The following is a 16,152-nucleotide window of genomic DNA, read 5'->3' as shown; positions in this document are numbered from 1 at the left end:
GAGGTGACTATTATGGCAAAAATAACAGATTTAAGTTCGATGTCAGATATTGCCTGGCAAGCTGTCAAAATCCAACAACAAATGCAGAAATTGTATTCCCTTACTCTTCCACCGCCTGCTATTCAGCAACTAATGAAATCAGTGGAAAAAATTTCTCAAATTACAGACCCACCAGCTATTAGGGCTATACAAGATTCTATGAACGTTATTACAAAACTAAATCCTGCTTGTAGTCTGCCCTGGTCAAACGCTTTCAATGCAATCTCCCAAATTCCATTGGATGTGCGTACTGACTTGGCCGAATCGCTCTTACAACAGTTGGATCCAGTCGAAATATCACATACCGACGTTCCTGATGTTACAGAAGAACAAGAAAAACAGATTGATGAATTGTTTCCTACGCTTAAAGACAAATCATTGAGCCGTGATGCAATCATCACGCTGATTGCATTGCTATTTAATTTGCTGTGTACCTTTGCTGGCTGTGAAATGGAATCTATATCACATGAAGATAATATCCAGTCCCACAGGGATGCTATTCAAGCTCATAAGGATGCTGTACAAGCTCACGAAGATGCTGTACAAGCTCACCTGGATTTTAGCCAGTCCCAAAGTATAGAAAACAACAATGCTGCATTACAGACCCAAATTAGCAAAAATACTTCATTAGATGGTGCCAATGACGACGACTGAACGCCCACTATGACGCCTATGCACCGTATGACGGTGTAATAAAAGTCGTTTTTTGTAACAATTAGAGCCATGTTCCCGCATGGCTCTTTTTTGTTTCTATCCATGCTATGCACTTCCTTATAATTCCACCTCTTATCCCCAAAATACCCCCAGCTATCCTTAATTAAAGTCACTTAAAGTGTACTTATGGGGTAAAAAAAATTTCTTCAATGGAACGATGAAAATAATTTGCTAGTGATACTTTCACTTCATCCCTAGGAATTCGTTTTCCCGCCTCGTACATCGCAATAGCTGATACAGAAGTGCCGTTAGCATCCGCAACTTCCTGTTGTGTCTTGCCAGCTTCATTCCTTAATTCAGTAAGGCGCTGGCCAATTTTTTCTTTGCTCACCATATTATGCACCTCCTTTGTTCACTAAAAGTGTATCATGTTTTACCGAGCTTGTAAACACTTAGCGTGAACTTTTTATTGTGTTTTTTCACGTAACGTGATAATATATAGAAAAGGGAGTGTGATGGTCATGGATTTTTCACAGCGATTACGAGAACTGCGCAAAGAGCGAGGCTTGACTCAAGAAGAACTAGCAAAAAAGCTGGAATTAGCCAAAAGCTCTATTAGCATGTATGAAAATGGAAAAAGAAAACCAAGTTTTGAAGTATTAGAAATGTTTGCAGACTTCTTTAATGTAAATCTTGATACACTCTATGGCACATCTCCCATCAATAACGGTTCTTTCAAATGTACTCCTGAAGAAGAAATGATAATCAAAAAATTTCGCTGCTTAACCCCTACTGGTAAACAATCCGTACTAGCTATTTTAGATATCCAATATGATGCTGTCGCTCCTAAGGTTAAGAACGACGAGGCAATTTGATTATTATTGATTTTAAAAAATAAATGAGGTGATAATGTGTTTAATATATTCAAAAAAAAAGATAAGGTAGTGATTTCACTGACCTCATCCCCTAAAGAACCTAAAGAATCTGAAAAACTTGAAGAATCGAAAAAGTATATCCGCCATAAAGGTATTTCTCTATTATCTTTGCCTGATAACTATATTGTATTGGATCTAGAAACTACTGGCTACAATCCCCATTTTGATGAAATTATCGAAGTAGCCTGTATTCGTTATTCTGGTTCTGAAAAAATAGATTCATTCCACTCGTATGTACAACCTACCCCTTATGGAGATGATTCCATTCATTATGTAGATGACTTTATTACTAAATTAACGGGAATTACTGATGACATGCTGGTCACTGCTCCTAAATTTAAAGATATCGCAAATGAATTGTACGATTACTTAGGAGATTCTGTTATTGTTGGCCACAATGTTAATTTCGATATCAATTTCCTGTATGATAATTTTTTAAAGTGTTTAGGCTGTGAATTTAAAAATGACTACCTGGATACTATGCGTTTATCTCGCATCGCCTTGCCTGATTTACCACATCATCGATTAAAAGATTTAAAAGAATACTTCTCCATTGACGGGGTTCAGCATAGAGCCTTGAATGATTGTCAAATCACTCATACTGTTCTTTCCAAACTCTTAGACTACATTCAAGAAAACAATGTTGATCTAGAACGTTATCTACATCCCAAGAGGTTTGATTTGACGTCGCTTACTGGTGACGTAACGTTAAACGACCCGTCTAATCCGCTGTATGGAAAACATTGTGTATTCACGGGAAAACTACAGCGATTTGTCCGGAAGGATGCTGCACAAATCGTTTGTAACATCGGCGGTTGTTGTGACAATAGTGTTACCAAAAAAACTAATTTTCTTATTATCGGTGGCCTTGATGATATTCCTCTTGTCAAAGATGGTAAAAGTACAAAAATGAAAAAAGCAGAAAAATTGATATTAGATGGTCAAGACTTGAAAATATTGAGTGAATCCACGTTTTACGATTTAATTGAAGATTCTATTAAATAAATTCACAAGATAAAATAGTAAAAGTACATGCAATAGTGGTTGTTGCAAATTACGCAACAACTAAAAAAAGTCCCGTGCCCTGCTGGAACAGGTACACGGGACGCGCCGTCGGTATTGGCGTACCGTATCGGCAATTTGTAAATCTACTGTGCGAGGCTGATTTACTCTATTATTATACCATAAATCAGTCTCCTATATAGGGAAGGACTGATTTTTTTATGACAAAAAACAAAAAATCTGATAATGTAAACGAAAAATGCAAAGCAGTTATCTATGCCCGCTTCTCGTCGGACAAACAACGCGAAGAATCCATTGAAGGGCAAATTAGAGAATGTACCCAATTCGCTAAAAGTCAGAATTTGGAAATCATCGGTACATATATAGATCGCGCCCTGTCGGCTCGGTCTGATAACCGCCCCGACTTCTTGCGCATGATTGCAGACAGCTCAAAAGGGCTTTTTCAATATGTGGTAGTATACCAGCTGGACCGGTTTAGCCGCAGCCGGTATGACTCTGCTGTCTATAAGCACAAACTGAAGAAAAACGGCGTCCGGGTCTTGTCGGCAAAAGAACGAATCGGCGATGATCCAAGTTCTATTATCCTTGAATCCATGCTCGAAGGATATGCAGAGTACTACAGCGCTGAATTGTCGCAAAAAGTAAAACGCGGCATGACGGAAAATGTCCTGGAACATAAATGGACCGGCGGCTATGTTCCCCTGGGATATAGCCTGGCCCCTGACAAAACACTGCAAATTGACCCGTCCGGCGCGGAAGCCGTGAAAATCATCTATGAAAAATGGCTTTCCGGATATCGTATCATGGACATCATTAGATACCTGAATGAACACAACTACGTCACATCCCGCAAATCGAAGTTCCGCTACAATAGCTTGAACCGAATCTTAACCAATCCCATCTATACCGGCTTATATCGGTGGGGAACTATCGAAGTCGCCGACTATGCCCCCGCCATCATCACACAAAAACAATTTGCCCTGGCACAAGAGAAAATCCATCACATCAAAGCTCATCCCCGTGCTAAACGTCGCAGTGCTGCCTATGCCCTCACAGGTATCATTTATTGTGGCGTCTGTGGCTCTCCCATGACCGGCCAAAGCGGCCACTCAAAAAGCGGTGCGCTCTATCACTATTACCGCTGTTCCACAAAAAACAATTACCACAACCGCGGCAAAAAGCTAAATATAAAATGCACCAATCGTAATATAAGTAGGGACAAACTTGAGGATCTAGTATTACAAACGACTATAAATATCCTCATGAACCCGGAAGCCGTCCGCATGATTGCGAAACAAGCGGTAGCTGCACAAAAAAAGGACCCAGCTGCCACAGAAATAGACCGCATCAAAGAAGATAAAAAGCTCATTCAGAAAAAACTAAACAACTCCATCAAAGCCGTCGAAGCTGGAATCATTTCCACAACACTAGCAGCCAACATAGCACAATATGAAAAGGAAATTGCCGAGCTGGATATCAAGATGGAAAAAATAAAGCTCTCCTCCACGCCGGTGAAAATTGATGAAATCGCCGTCGAGTTCTTTCTCAAGAGTCTGCTGCTGAATAAAAAAGAACACGACAAATACCGCCTGGATATGTTCCAGACTTTTATCCGTCGTGTCATCGTCTACCCTGATAAAGTAGAAATTCAGTACAACTATACTGCAACCCCTCATATACTAGAAAATCCCGTCACCAAAATGATGACGGGAAATTCCGGGTGTTCGCGTTGCGAACGTTTGGTGACCCGGTAGGGATTCGAACCCTAGACCTACTGATTCGTAGTCAGTCACTCTATCCAGCTGAGCTACCGAGTCATGTAGAGGGATATCGGTCTCCTGCAGATTCCTCTCCCTCTGTGTTTTGGCAGGGGCAGAAGGAATCGAACCCTCAACCAATGGTTTTGGAGACCACTACTCTACCAGTTGAGCTATACCCCTACGTATAATCAGCGGCTTCCTATCCTCCCAGGGAGCTTCCCCCCAAGTACTTTCGGCGTTTGCGGGCTTAACTGCTGTGTTCGGCATGGGAACAGGTGGATCCCCGCAGCTGTCGCCACTGAATTCTCTTGTCAGGGCCGTGCCCTGACAACTGTATAGAAAACGTATCCCTTACCTTACCTTTTAAGTCAAGTCCTCGGTCTATTAGTACCGGTCCGCTCCGTACATCACTGTACTTCCACTCCCGGCCTATCTACCACATCGTCTCTGTGGGACCTTACTTACTTGCGTAATGAGAAACCTCATCTCTAGGCTGGTTTCACGCTTAGATGCTTTCAGCGTTTATCCGTCCCCGACGTAGCTACCCAGCTGCACAACTGGCGTCATGACTGGTACACCATTGGTCGGTCCACTCCGGTCCTCTCGTACTAGGAGCAGCCCCTTTCAAGTTTCTTCCGCCCGCGATGGATAGGGACCGAACTGTCTCACGACGTTCTGAACCCAGCTCGCGTACCACTTTAATGGGCGAACAGCCCAACCCTTGGGACCTACTTCAGCCCCAGGATGTGATGAGCCGACATCGAGGTGCCAAACCTCCCCGTCGATATGGACTCTTGGGAGAGATAAGCCTGTTATCCCCAGGGTAGCTTTTATCCGTTGAGCGATGGCTATTCCACTCTATGCCACCGGATCACTAAGCCCGACTTTCGTCCCTGCTCGACCTGTCCGTCTCGCAGTCAAGCTCCCTTCTGCCTTTGCACTCTTCGTGCGGTTTCCGTCCGCACTGAGGGAACCTTTGGGCGCCTCCGTTGCTCTTTCGGAGGCGACCGCCCCAGTCAAACTGCCCGCCTGAGACTGTCCGCAAGCTCGTTACGCTTCTCGTTAGAATTCCAATAAAACAAGGTTGGTATCCCACCATCGGCTCCGCGAATACTGGCGTACTCGCTTCTCCGCCTCCCAACTATCCTGTACATCTCCTACCAGAATTCAATCTCAGGTTACAGTAAAGCTCCATGGGGTCTTTCTGTCCAGTCGCGGGTAACCTGCATCTTCACAGGTACTTCAATTTCACCGGGTCCCTCGTTGAGACAGTGCCCAAATCGTTACACCTTTCGTGCGGGTCGGAACTTACCCGACAAGGAATTTCGCTACCTTAGGACCGTTATAGTTACGGCCGCCGTTTACTGGGGCTTCAATTCTCTGCTTCGCTTGCGCTAACAAGTCCTCTTAACCTTCCAGCACCGGGCAGGTGTCAGCATCTATACGTCAGGTTTCCCTTTAGCAGACGCCTGTGTTTGTGGTAAACAGTCGCTTGGGCCTCTCTTCTGCCGCCTGCCTTAGCTCCGTGCGCTTCTGCACTTCACTGACTACAGGCTATCCTTTTCCCGAAGTTACGGATATATTTTGCCGAGTTCCTTAACGAGGGTTGTCCCGCGCACCTTAGAATTCTCTTCCTGCCTACCTGTGTCGGTTTCGGTACGGGTGCTGCCGTTCTCACTAGAAGCTTTTCTTGGCAATATAGTGCCGGCCCCTTCGCTTCTGTCTCCAGAAGCTCCCCATCACATCTCGGCCTTATGGAAGACGGATTTGCCTGTCTCCCGACCTACCTGCTTGGACGTGCTCTTCCAGTCGCACGCGCGCTTTCCTTCTTGCGTCACTCCGTCGCTCAAACAAACGGCTGCAGTACAGGAATCTCAACCTGTTGTCCATCTCCTACGCGTCTCCGCCTCGGATTAGGTCCCGACTTACCCTGGGTCGACGAGCGTTGCCCAGGAACCCTTAGGCTTTCGGTGGAAAGGATTCTCACCTTCCTTTTCGCTACTCATACCGGCATTCTCTCTTCCTGCCTGTCCACGGCTCCTTCCGGTACCGCTTCTCCCATGCAGGAACGCTCCCCTACCCATGTATCTACATACATGCCAAAGCTTCGGTTCCGTACTTCAGCCCCGGTCATCTTCGGCGCAGAGTCTCTCGACCAGTGAGCTATTACGCACTCTTTTAATGGTGGCTGCTTCTGAGCCAACATCCTGGTTGTTTTCGAAATTCCACATCCTTCACCACTTAGTACGGCATTGGGGACCTTAGCTGTTGGTCTGGGCTGTTTCCCTCTTGACTACGGGTCTTATTACTCGCAGTCTGACTCCCATGTATAAGTACAGCCATTCGCAGTTTGATTAGGTTCAGTAGCCGGATAGGCCCCTACCCTGTTCAGTGCTCTACCGCCTGTACTCTCTCCATGAGGCTAGCCCTAAAGCTATTTCGGGGAGAACCAGCTATCTCCACGTTCGATTGGCATTTCACCCCTACCCACATCTCATCCAAAAGCTTTTCAACGCTCACTGGTTCGGTCCTCCACACATTTTTACCTGTGCTTCAACCTGGACATGGGTAGATCACTGTGGTTTCGGGTCTACTCCCTCCAACTTCTCGCCCTCTTCAGACTCGCTTTCGCTGCGGCTCCGCATTTCCTGCTTAACCTCGCTGGACGAAGTAACTCGCCGGTTCATTCTTCAATAGGCACGCCGTCGCACGTATATAGTGCTCCGACTGCTTGTAGACATACGGTTTCAGGTTCTCTTTCATTCCCCTCCCGGGGTTCTTTTCACCTTTCCCTCACGGTACTATGCGCTATCGGTCTATATCAGTGTTTCGCCTTGGAGGGTGGTCCCCCCTGCTTCCCACAAGGTTCCTCGTGTCTCGTGGTACTCTGGATCCTGCTCCATGCATCCGCTTACGCCTACGAGGCTCTCACTCTCTCTGGCTGAGCTTCCCAGCTCATTCTGCTTCACTCGTGCATTTGATAGCAGTCCACAACCCCGGATTGGTTTCCCATCCCGGTTTGGGCTCTGCCCCGTTCGCTCGCCGCTACTAGGGGTATCTCTCTTGATTCCTTTTCCTCCGGCTACTTAGATGTTTCAGTTCACCGGGTGCCCTTCCTCCTAAGAGGATGACAGTACTCCTACTGCCGGGTTTCCCCATTCGGACATCTGCGGGTCAAAGGTCACTTGCACCTCACCGCAGCTTATCGCAGCTTATCGCGTCCTTCTTCGGCTGATATAGCCAAGGCATCCGCCGTACGCCCTTACTTACTTGACTTGCTCTTTTTTCTAAGGTTCGTTAAGTCTCTTTTCTTTTCAAAAAAGAGGTATTTCTTCGTTTTCTATACAGTTGTCAAGGTACGCCATAAAAGAAAATCTGGTGGAGATGAGGAGAATCGAACTCCTGACCCCCTGCTTGCAAGGCAGGTGCTCTCCCAGCTGAGCTACACCCCCACTATCCCTTTACCCTTTCCAGGATAAAGTATGGTGGGCCTAGGTGGACTTGAACCACCGACCTCACGCTTATCAGGCGTGCGCTCTAACCAGCTGAGCTATAGGCCCATATGCGATTTTCTCCTTGAGAGGATGGCCTCTCAAAACTAAACAATGCTTCATACTCTGCCAGAATGCCGACCTAAGAATCGTCAGAAGTCTGACTTTCGTCTTCCTTCCGGCCTCTATCCCTAGAAAGGAGGTGATCCAGCCGCACCTTCCGATACGGCTACCTTGTTACGACTTCACCCCAATCATCGCCCCCACCTTCGACGGCTGGTTCCTTGCGGTTGCCTCACCGGCTTCGGGTGTGAATGACTTTCGTGGTGTGACGGGCGGTGTGTACAAGGCCCGGGAACGTATTCACCGCAGTATGCTGACCTGCGATTACTAGCGATTCCTCCTTCATGCAGGCGGGTTGCAGCCTGCAATCCGAACTGGGACTCTGTTTTTGGGGTTTGCTCCAGGTCGCCCTTTCGCTTCCCTCTATTAAGAGCCATTGTAGTACGTGTGTAGCCCAAGCCATAAGGGGCATGATGACTTGACGTCATCCCCGCCTTCCTCCGCATTGTCTGCGGCAGTCTCTCCTGAGTCCCCACCATCACGTGCTGGTAACAGAAGATAGGGGTTGCGCTCGTTGCGGGACTTAACCCAACATCTCACGACACGAGCTGACGACAGCCGTGCACCACCTGTTTTCTCGTCCTCCGAAGAGGAACTGGATATCTCTATCCATTGCGATCAATGTCAAGGCTTGGTAAGGTTCTTCGCGTTGCGTCGAATTAAACCACATACTCCACCGCTTGTGCGGGCCCCCGTCAATTCCTTTGAGTTTCAGCCTTGCGGCCGTACTCCCCAGGCGGGGTACTTATTGCGTTAACTCCGGCACAGAAGGGGTCGATACCTCCTACACCTAGTACCCATCGTTTACGGCCAGGACTACCGGGGTATCTAATCCCGTTCGCTCCCCTGGCTTTCGTGCCTCAGCGTCAGTTGTCGTCCAGAAAGCCGCTTTCGCCACTGGTATTCCTCCTAATATCTACGCATTTCACCGCTACACTAGGAATTCTGCTTTCCTCTCCGATACTCCAGTCTCCCAGTTTCCGTCCCCTCACGGGGTTGAGCCCCGCACTTTTAAGACAGACTTAAGAGACCGCCTGCGCACCCTTTACGCCCAATAATTCCGGACAACGCTTGCCACCTACGTATTACCGCGGCTGCTGGCACGTAGTTAGCCGTGGCTTTCTCTTACGGTACCGTCACAACAGGATGGTATTAGCATCCCGCCCGTTCGTCCCGTATAACAGAGCTTTACAACCCGAAGGCCGTCTTCACTCACGCGGCGTTGCTCCGTCAGACTTTCGTCCATTGCGGAAGATTCCCCACTGCTGCCTCCCGTAGGAGTCTGGGCCGTGTCTCAGTCCCAATGTGGCCGTTCATCCTCTCAGACCGGCTACTGATCGTCGCCTTGGTGGGCCGTTACCCCTCCAACCAGCTAATCAGACGCAAGCCCCTCCTGCAGCGATAGCATATTCAGAGGCCATCCTTTCAAGCTGCCCCCATGCGGGAGCTGCTTCGTATTCGGTATTAGCAGCCGTTTCCAGCTGTTGTCCCCATCTGCAGGGCAGGTTGCTTACGCGTTACTCACCCGTTTGCCACTCGATTCCATAAAAAGCAAGCTTTTCATGCCCTCTCGTTCGACTTGCATGTGTTAAGCACGCCGCCAGCGTTCGTCCTGAGCCAGGATCAAACTCTCCATGATATGTGAAGAGCGCTAGCTCATTCTTACTATTGTTGGTTTGTTACTCATTGTTTGACGTTCTATCTCTAGAACCTCGCACTACCGAGTTAATCTCGGTATAAGTGATTCGCTCATGTTTGCGCGTCGCCTTACGGCTCCTTCAAACATGGCTCTCTACTTATCTGGCGTTCATTCGTATGTTGCATTGTTCAGTTTTCAAAGGCCATCTCGTCGTCTTTGTTTCTGTTGTCTCCCGACGACTTGTATATCTTACCAAATCCTTCGTTCGATGTCAAGTAAAAAATCTAATTTTTTTGACATTTCTTTTGATTTATCTCTGACAAGGCCATTATACAGCAAAAGAGGCCACTGTATCGTGAAAAATACAGCAGCCCCTTCCTTTAATTGATAATTAAATTTTCCTCTTTTTTCACTTATCCGTAATAGTATGCTGCCATTCCTGCAATGACAATACGGGACTGCGCCCATGAGTAATCATGCGGTGCATGCCTTCTACGCTGGCTCTGGCCGCGACAATGGTAGTCACATAGGGAATATGAGCCCGGACGGCTGCTTTACGCAGGGCCCCATCATCATCAGCTGCATCTTTACGCACAGATGGCGTATTGATTACCATCTGAACCGTACCATCGGCAATCAGGTCTTCTATATTCGGGCTGCCTTCTCCCAGCTTGTTCGCCCGTTTGACCGGGATACACGCCGCCTGCAGCAGTTCAAATGTCTTATCCGTCGCATAGATAGCAAAATCATCTTCGGCGAATTCCTGTGCAATTGCAGCGATATAGGGTTTATCAGCATCACTGACGGAAATAAGTACAGCTCCTTCCAGAGGCAGTGTTCCCCCTGCCGCTTCTTCTGCCTTATAGAACGCTTCACCTGATGTCTTTGCCAGTCCCAATACTTCACCCGTAGAACGCATTTCCGGTCCCAATACGGGGTCTACTTCCGGGAACATATCAAACGGGAATACGGATTCCTTAACTCCATAAAAGGGAATATGTCTTTCTGTTAACGAAGGAACAGGCGATTCCTTCCCTGTCAGTGGCAGCGTCATGATTTCTGCAGCCAGTTCTGGCAAGGGGATATGGCATAGCTTGGAAACCAGGGGCATCGTACGCGACCCTCCCAGATTGACTTCCAGGACATATACCTGGTCATCTTCAATGGCATATCGTATATTCATTAACCCCATAACGTGGAAAGACACTGCTATTTTTTCCGTATATTTCTGAATCTGCTTCAGTGCTTCTCCGGCAATATGACGGCTTGGAATGACACAGGCACTATCTCCGGAGTGAATCCCTGCCAGTTCAATATGCTCCATGACCGCCGGTATAAATACGTGTCTGCCATCGCTTACGGCATCGGCTTCACATTTCAGCGCCGTGTGCAGGAAACGATCAAGATATACAGGGTAGTCAGCCGTAATACCAGCCTTTTTCATCGCCGTTTCCAGAGTGGCCGGATCATGAATGATGGTCTTGGAATCACCTATATGCAGCACCACCGGATATCCTATCTGTTCTGCTACATGCAACGCATCCTCTGGCTGGACAGCTGAACCAGACTCTGGCACAGGAACAGCGATCTTGTTCATCATGTCCTGGAATTGGTGCCAGTCCCCGGCAAGATTCAGGCTGCCCGGGTCCGTTCCCAGAATATGCACGCCTTCTGCCTGCAGAGCCACTATAAGTTTTTCTGCTGCCCTTCCTCCAAACTGGCCGATGACGCCGACTGGTTTTTCATGACGGCAGATTTCCAGTACATGTTCGACTGTCAGCGGTTCAATATACACCGTATCTGCAGCATCCTCTCCAGTCGATACAGCTGCCGGATCACAATTGACCATAATGGTTTCAAATCCTGATTTTTTCAACGCTGCCATAGCCCGGATACATCCATAATCGGATTCCCCGCTTTGGCCAATACGTTCAGGACCGCTCCCCAATACGATAATTTTAGGTTTCCCCTGCCGTGCGGTATGCTGATTTTCTCCATTGTATGTAGAAAAACAGCCCGTCTGCCGCATAGCGCTGTTAACGGAAACAGCCTGCCATTTTTCCGTCAGAGCAATCGACTGCCGGTGTATGCGGATTGCATCTTCCGGCACCTCCAGAATATGGCTCAGACAGGCATCGGAAAATCCATCTTTCTTGGCCTGTACCAGTACCGCATCAGAGGGAATTGCCCCCTTCAATTCTCTGAGGGCATTTTCTTCATCCGCCAATTCTTTAATCTGTGTAATGAACCAGGAATGAACCTGTGTTATTTTTTGTATTTCTTCCGGGGCAGCTCCCTTGCGAAGCGCTTCATACATCATAAAGTATCGTTCCGATGAAGGAACAGCTAACTTTCGCATCAATTCATCCGGGGTCATTGCCATGAACATTTCATCCTGGCCCAGCCCGTACCGTTTCTGTTCCAGCGAGCAGACAACTTTTTGCAATGCTTCTTTAAAGGTTCTCCCCAGTGCCACCGCTTCACCGATGGACCGCATCTGCGTTCCCAGTATGTCTTTGGCACCATCATAGGGATGGAAATCCCAGCGCGGGAATTTTACCGCTATCGGACCATGCCCCGGCTGATACTGATCCATCGTTCCCCAGTCCGCACAGGGGATTTCCCGGAGTAACAGACCGGCTGCCAGTCTGGCTGAAATGCTGGCAACGGGAACCCCCGTCACCTTTGAAGCCAGTACAGAAGAACGGGACATCCGTGGATTGAAGGAGATGACAGTTACGCGGCCATCCTGCTGATTCCAGGCAAATTTTATATCAGCACAGCCGATGATTCCCATATGTTCCACAATTAAGGTTCCCTGACGCTGAATTTCCTTTTGTACATCCTCCGGAACAGTCAGCATAGGAATCACAGAAACAGAATCCCCCGTATGAATTCCCACAGGGTCCAGATTTTCCATAAAGCACACCGGCACAACGGTATGTTCCGCATCACGGAGCACCACCAGTTCCAATTCTTTCCACCCGGTCAGCGTCTCTTCAACCAGGACCTGCCGGGCCTGGCCGGACTGCAGAGTACGGGCACAAAGCGCCCGGAGCGACGGTTCATCCTCTGCTATGCCGCTTCCGCTGCCTCCACATGTATATGCAGGGCGGAGTACGACGGGATATTCCATTTTACCTGCCGCCGCCAGGACTTCCTCGACGCTGGAGCAGACAATGCTCCGGGCAGTCTGAAGTCCCAATTCATCCATGGACTTTTTAAATGCGATGTGGTTTTCTCCGCCTTCGACAATATTCATCGGTATGCCGGCAATACGGACTCCGTATTGTGCCAGGATTCCCTTTTTATTTAATCCGGCACATACACGAATGGCAAGATGCCCGCCCATACCGGGCAATAGTGCGTCGGGCCGTTCCTTTTCAATCACCCGCGTCAGGCATTCTTCATTGAGTGGTTCAATATAAGTATGATCTGCTACAGATGGATCCGTCACAACTGCTGCCGGATTGGAATCAACGAGCACGACATCATAGCCCAGGCTGCGCAGAGCTTTACACGCCTGCGTGCATGAATAATCAAATTCAGAAGCCTGTCCAATGACAGCCGGGCCGGAGCCAATAACTACTATTTTTTGAATATCTCTTCGTTGGGCCATATTCATCTCTCCCCACAGTTATAGCACATGATTATGTCTATTTCACATTAATGGTATCATATTATATCCTGATAAGCAACGCTCAAACATGTGTCTCCGGCTATTTCTCTGCAGATTATTACCGGTCCCGGTCCGGATAAACGCATTTTTGGAAGGCAATCTTGGGACTATTGGCAAAAATGACAACACCACAATAGGTAAATCCCATTTTTTCAATGATGTGCCGCATAATTTTATTGTCTTCATCCGTATCGATACGGATATTATATACTTCCCGTTCCCGGGCAATCCGTTCTGTTTCGGCAAAGATCTGCTGCGCCAGTCCCCTGCCTTTGACAGCATTATCTACGGCAGTTCTGTGAATTCCATCATACGCCTCCCTTTCCTATATCAGAAGGATTCTTATACTCATGAAATAATAGCCAGTCTGTTTCGACTGACTGCTGGACACGCTCTATCAGCCCCAATAGCAGACGCCGTTCTTCTGCCGACATACCTCGGAAACAAACTTCCAGCTCGCGGTTTTCTTCCGCCAGGATTTCATCATATACCTGCCCGGCTTTCACCGTAGGAAACAGATTCCATGCCCGGCCGTCCCGGGAATCAGGTTTGCGCAGGACATAGCCGGCTTCCATCAGTTTGCGCACGGCTTTGGCAGTCGTCCCTTTATCGACGCGGCACATCCGTGTCAGCTCAATCTGCTTAATACCCGGATGTTCACAAATGCGCGTCAAAAAAATAAACTGCCCACGCTGTAACTGCTTATTACGAAACCTAAGCTCCATAACAGACTGGATACTACGGTATATAGCTCCTATATCCCGCAATAAAAGACTCTGTAATGTCATCATCTCATCCCTCCTACTTAGTTGAAAGTTCAACTAAGTGAAGTATAGAAAGAATAGAGTGATTTGTCAAGTCGTATCTTCCTAAAAAGAAAACTGGAGCAAAATGAAAAAAGGTTCATTTAACTCCAGCTTACCTCCGCATCAGTTCTACGGACAGACCGTGCTATTTTTCCATATCGATATAATGTTTAATCAGAGCCTGGGATCCTTCGTTTTCATGTCCTTTGGCTGCCAGGTCTTCAAAATCAGCCAGTACTTCTGGAACCATATCCAGCTTCAGCCCCAATGTATCCGCTTCCTGCGAAGCCAGTTTTAAGTCTTTGATGATATGTTTGATAAAAAATCCCGGCTGATAATTTCCGGCAAGAATCTTGGGGCCGAGAGCAGACAGCTGGGCACTGCCGCCGGCTCCCGTAGACAGGGAGTCGAATAATACCTGCAAATCCATGCCACGGGCCTTCCCATAGGCCAGTGCTTCGCAGACACCGCTCAGGGCACCGGCCACGAGAATCTGATTAGCCATTTTGGCATGCTGGCCATTTCCCGCCTGGCCCTGGTAATTAATATTGGTGCCTACAGCCTGGAAAATCGGCATGCAAGCTTCGTAATCTTCCTTGTCTCCGCCGACCAGCATAGACAAAATACCTTTGATAGCCCCGCTTTCACCACCTGTGACGGGGACATCCAGAACATGAAATCCTTTTTCGCTGCCGTCTTCGTGAAGCCGGACTGCCAGAGACGGGCTGGATGTCGTGCAATCGATCAAATACGCTCCTTTTTTGGCCGAATCAAAGATATTATCTTTTCCATAGTACACTTCTTCTACGTCTTTTGGAAATCCGACCATGGTAATGACCGCATCACACCCTTGCACGCATTCCTTGATAGAATGATAAAAAGCAGCCCCTTCGGCAATGACATCTTCGACTTTTTCTTTGTGCCGCGCAAAGATATGTAACGAAAAACCGGCTTTCATGAGATTCCGTACCATCGGTTTTCCCATAATACCTACACCAATAAAAGCTATTGTCTGAATCATATTCCTTGCCTCCCTATTTTTTATAGCCTGTCTGAAAATCTACGATATTTTTCATCTTGCCGCCATAGAAATAGGCCTCTAAGTTTTCACAGGCAATCTGCACAATCCGGTTGTGCGTTTCTGCCAGATGATATCCGCCGGAAACGTGGGGTGTAATATAAATCCCCGGTACCTGCCACATAGGATCATCGGCCGGCAGCGGTTCCGGATCGGTCACATCCAGAGCAGCACCTGCCAGATGCCCCGATTTCACGGCTTCCATCAGATCTTCCTGAACGACACAGTTGCCGCGGCCGATATTGAGGAACCAGGCTCCCTGTTTCATCGCCGCGAAGCGCTCCTTGTTATAAAGATGGTATGTAGCCGGCGTATCGGGCAGGCTGGTTGCCACAATATCCGCCTTAGCCAGATAGTCATCCAGTTTATCCATCGTTCCCATTTCATCTGCTTCCGGCGGGACTACCGTACTGCGGCGGCGGATTCCCGTCACATGGGCCCCCAAAGCCTTCAGGCGTTTGCCAAATTCACTGCCGATATCGCCGAACCCGATGACCAGCGCCCGGGCCCCGTATACGGATGTGACCGGTCCTTCGTCTTTCCAAAGGCTTTGCTTCTGATTATCATAATAGGCATATAATTTCTTCATCATCGCCAGCAGCTGGGCCAGCATATGTTCCGACAGTGCCAGTCCGTAGGCTCCGGTCGCATTGGTGAGGACCGCCCCTTCCGGCAGGACCCCTTTTTTTATATACGCACCAGTCCCGGCACTGTTCAGCTGCATCCAGCGCAGATTCGGTGCTTTCTTCACCAGTTCAGGATCCAGATTGCCTATGATGATTTCTGTATCAGACAATACATCTTCCGGTACCTGTGCACCTACGGTTGCCTGATTATCGGCAAAATAAACCGGGTAATCTCCGGCGGCTGCATTCAGCCACTTTTTGTGTTCTTCTGTCACCGGCATAGCTACTACTATTTTCAT

The 16,152-nt window shown here is 48.0% G+C and carries 10 protein-coding genes, 4 tRNA genes and 3 rRNA genes; 4 read left to right on the top strand and 13 right to left on the bottom strand.

The features are described 5' to 3' along the window. Nucleotides 1–12 precede the first annotated feature (12 nt). Nucleotides 13–693 carry a hypothetical protein gene (locus ACGTIC_RS05015; RefSeq protein WP_113855066.1) on the top strand — a complete coding sequence of 227 codons (681 nt, stop codon included), beginning with the start codon at nt 13–15 and terminating at the stop codon, nt 691–693. Nucleotides 694–877: 184 nt separating this feature from the next. On the opposite strand, the gene ACGTIC_RS05010 is transcribed toward ACGTIC_RS05015, so the two are convergent. Further along, nucleotides 878–1,087 (bottom strand): helix-turn-helix transcriptional regulator, encoded by a 210-nt coding sequence (locus tag ACGTIC_RS05010; protein WP_036220867.1) that lies wholly within the window; start codon nt 1,085–1,087, stop codon nt 878–880. Between the two features lie 127 nt (nt 1,088–1,214). Here ACGTIC_RS05010 and ACGTIC_RS05005 point away from each other — a divergent pair, with 127 nt between their 5' ends. The 3 genes from ACGTIC_RS05005 (at nt 1,215) to ACGTIC_RS04995 (ending at nt 4,405) form a co-directional block, all read left to right on the top strand. Further along, nucleotides 1,215–1,568, top strand: a complete 354-nt coding sequence (locus tag ACGTIC_RS05005) for a helix-turn-helix domain-containing protein (RefSeq protein WP_158698420.1) — start codon at nt 1,215–1,217, stop codon at nt 1,566–1,568. A gap of 36 nt (nt 1,569–1,604) precedes the next feature. Continuing rightward, nucleotides 1,605–2,633 carry an exonuclease domain-containing protein gene (locus tag ACGTIC_RS05000; protein WP_113855067.1) on the top strand — a complete coding sequence of 343 codons (1,029 nt, stop codon included), beginning with the start codon at nt 1,605–1,607 and terminating at the stop codon, nt 2,631–2,633. A 218-nt stretch (nt 2,634–2,851) separates the two neighbouring features. Then, complete coding sequence (locus ACGTIC_RS04995; RefSeq protein ID WP_394522659.1) at nt 2,852–4,405, top strand: recombinase family protein; 1,554 nt, start codon at nt 2,852–2,854, stop codon at nt 4,403–4,405. On the opposite strand, the gene ACGTIC_RS04990 is transcribed toward ACGTIC_RS04995, so the two are convergent. The 12 genes from ACGTIC_RS04990 to ACGTIC_RS04935 form a co-directional block, all read right to left on the bottom strand. Beyond that, nucleotides 4,392–4,468: transfer RNA gene (locus tag ACGTIC_RS04990), tRNA-Arg, on the bottom strand. The genes ACGTIC_RS04995 and ACGTIC_RS04990 overlap by 14 nt on opposite strands. Before the next feature lie 47 nt (nt 4,469–4,515). Beyond that, nucleotides 4,516–4,591: transfer RNA gene (locus tag ACGTIC_RS04985), tRNA-Trp, on the bottom strand. A 6-nt stretch (nt 4,592–4,597) separates the two neighbouring features. Continuing rightward, nucleotides 4,598–4,714, bottom strand: a 5S ribosomal RNA gene (gene rrf, locus ACGTIC_RS04980). Nucleotides 4,715–4,775: 61 nt separating this feature from the next. Next, a 23S ribosomal RNA gene (locus ACGTIC_RS04975) occupies nt 4,776–7,687 on the bottom strand. Between the two features lie 100 nt (nt 7,688–7,787). Continuing rightward, a tRNA-Ala gene (locus tag ACGTIC_RS04970) sits at nt 7,788–7,863 on the bottom strand. Nucleotides 7,864–7,894: 31 nt separating this feature from the next. Next, a tRNA-Ile gene (locus tag ACGTIC_RS04965) sits at nt 7,895–7,971 on the bottom strand. A 126-nt stretch (nt 7,972–8,097) separates the two neighbouring features. Then, nucleotides 8,098–9,664: ribosomal RNA gene (locus ACGTIC_RS04960) — 16S ribosomal RNA — on the bottom strand. Together the 16S, 23S and 5S rRNA genes with 4 tRNA genes alongside form the textbook arrangement of a ribosomal RNA operon. 409 nt (nt 9,665–10,073) lie before the next feature. Next, entirely contained in the window at nt 10,074–13,283 is a 3,210-nt protein-coding gene (gene carB / locus ACGTIC_RS04955) for a carbamoyl-phosphate synthase large subunit (RefSeq protein ID WP_113855519.1), read from the bottom strand. Nucleotides 13,284–13,401: 118 nt separating this feature from the next. Beyond that, nucleotides 13,402–13,647 carry an N-acetyltransferase gene (locus ACGTIC_RS04950; protein WP_113855518.1) on the bottom strand — a complete coding sequence of 82 codons (246 nt, stop codon included), beginning with the start codon at nt 13,645–13,647 and terminating at the stop codon, nt 13,402–13,404. Nucleotides 13,648–13,651: 4 nt separating this feature from the next. After that, nucleotides 13,652–14,134: a MarR family winged helix-turn-helix transcriptional regulator gene (locus ACGTIC_RS04945; RefSeq protein WP_059075774.1), complete on the bottom strand. Its 483-nt coding sequence runs from the start codon at nt 14,132–14,134 to the stop codon at nt 13,652–13,654. 160 nt (nt 14,135–14,294) lie between these two features. Further along, nucleotides 14,295–15,170 carry an NAD(P)-dependent oxidoreductase gene (locus ACGTIC_RS04940; protein ID WP_201784356.1) on the bottom strand — a complete coding sequence of 292 codons (876 nt, stop codon included), beginning with the start codon at nt 15,168–15,170 and terminating at the stop codon, nt 14,295–14,297. 13 nt (nt 15,171–15,183) lie between these two features. Beyond that, the gene (locus tag ACGTIC_RS04935) at nt 15,184–16,152 is read right to left on the bottom strand and encodes a D-2-hydroxyacid dehydrogenase (RefSeq protein ID WP_113855517.1); all 969 of its coding nucleotides are present in this window, start codon (nt 16,150–16,152) and stop codon (nt 15,184–15,186) included.

This window comes from Megasphaera hexanoica, assembly GCF_043520715.1.
Lineage (GTDB): Bacteria > Bacillota > Negativicutes > Veillonellales > Megasphaeraceae > Megasphaera > Megasphaera hexanoica.
The sequence above is the reverse complement of the archived record's forward strand: the minus strand, read 5'-3'. Positions and strand labels throughout refer to the sequence as shown.

Excerpts from the sequence above, each read along its gene's own strand:
- ACGTIC_RS05015 (WP_113855066.1), top strand. The coding sequence starts at position 13 with ATGGCAAAAATAACAGATTTAAGTTCGATGTCAGATATTGCCTGGCAA.
- ACGTIC_RS05010 (WP_036220867.1), bottom strand. The coding sequence starts at position 1,087 with ATGGTGAGCAAAGAAAAAATTGGCCAGCGCCTTACTGAATTAAGGAAT.
- ACGTIC_RS05005 (WP_158698420.1), top strand. The coding sequence starts at position 1,215 with ATGGATTTTTCACAGCGATTACGAGAACTGCGCAAAGAGCGAGGCTTG.
- ACGTIC_RS04995 (WP_394522659.1), top strand. The coding sequence starts at position 2,852 with ATGACAAAAAACAAAAAATCTGATAATGTAAACGAAAAATGCAAAGCA.
- carB (WP_113855519.1), bottom strand. The coding sequence starts at position 13,283 with ATGGCCCAACGAAGAGATATTCAAAAAATAGTAGTTATTGGCTCCGGC.
- ACGTIC_RS04945 (WP_059075774.1), bottom strand. The coding sequence starts at position 14,134 with ATGATGACATTACAGAGTCTTTTATTGCGGGATATAGGAGCTATATAC.
- ACGTIC_RS04940 (WP_201784356.1), bottom strand. The coding sequence starts at position 15,170 with ATGATTCAGACAATAGCTTTTATTGGTGTAGGTATTATGGGAAAACCG.
- ACGTIC_RS04935 (WP_113855517.1), bottom strand. The coding sequence starts at position 16,152 with ATGAAAATAGTAGTAGCTATGCCGGTGACAGAAGAACACAAAAAGTGG.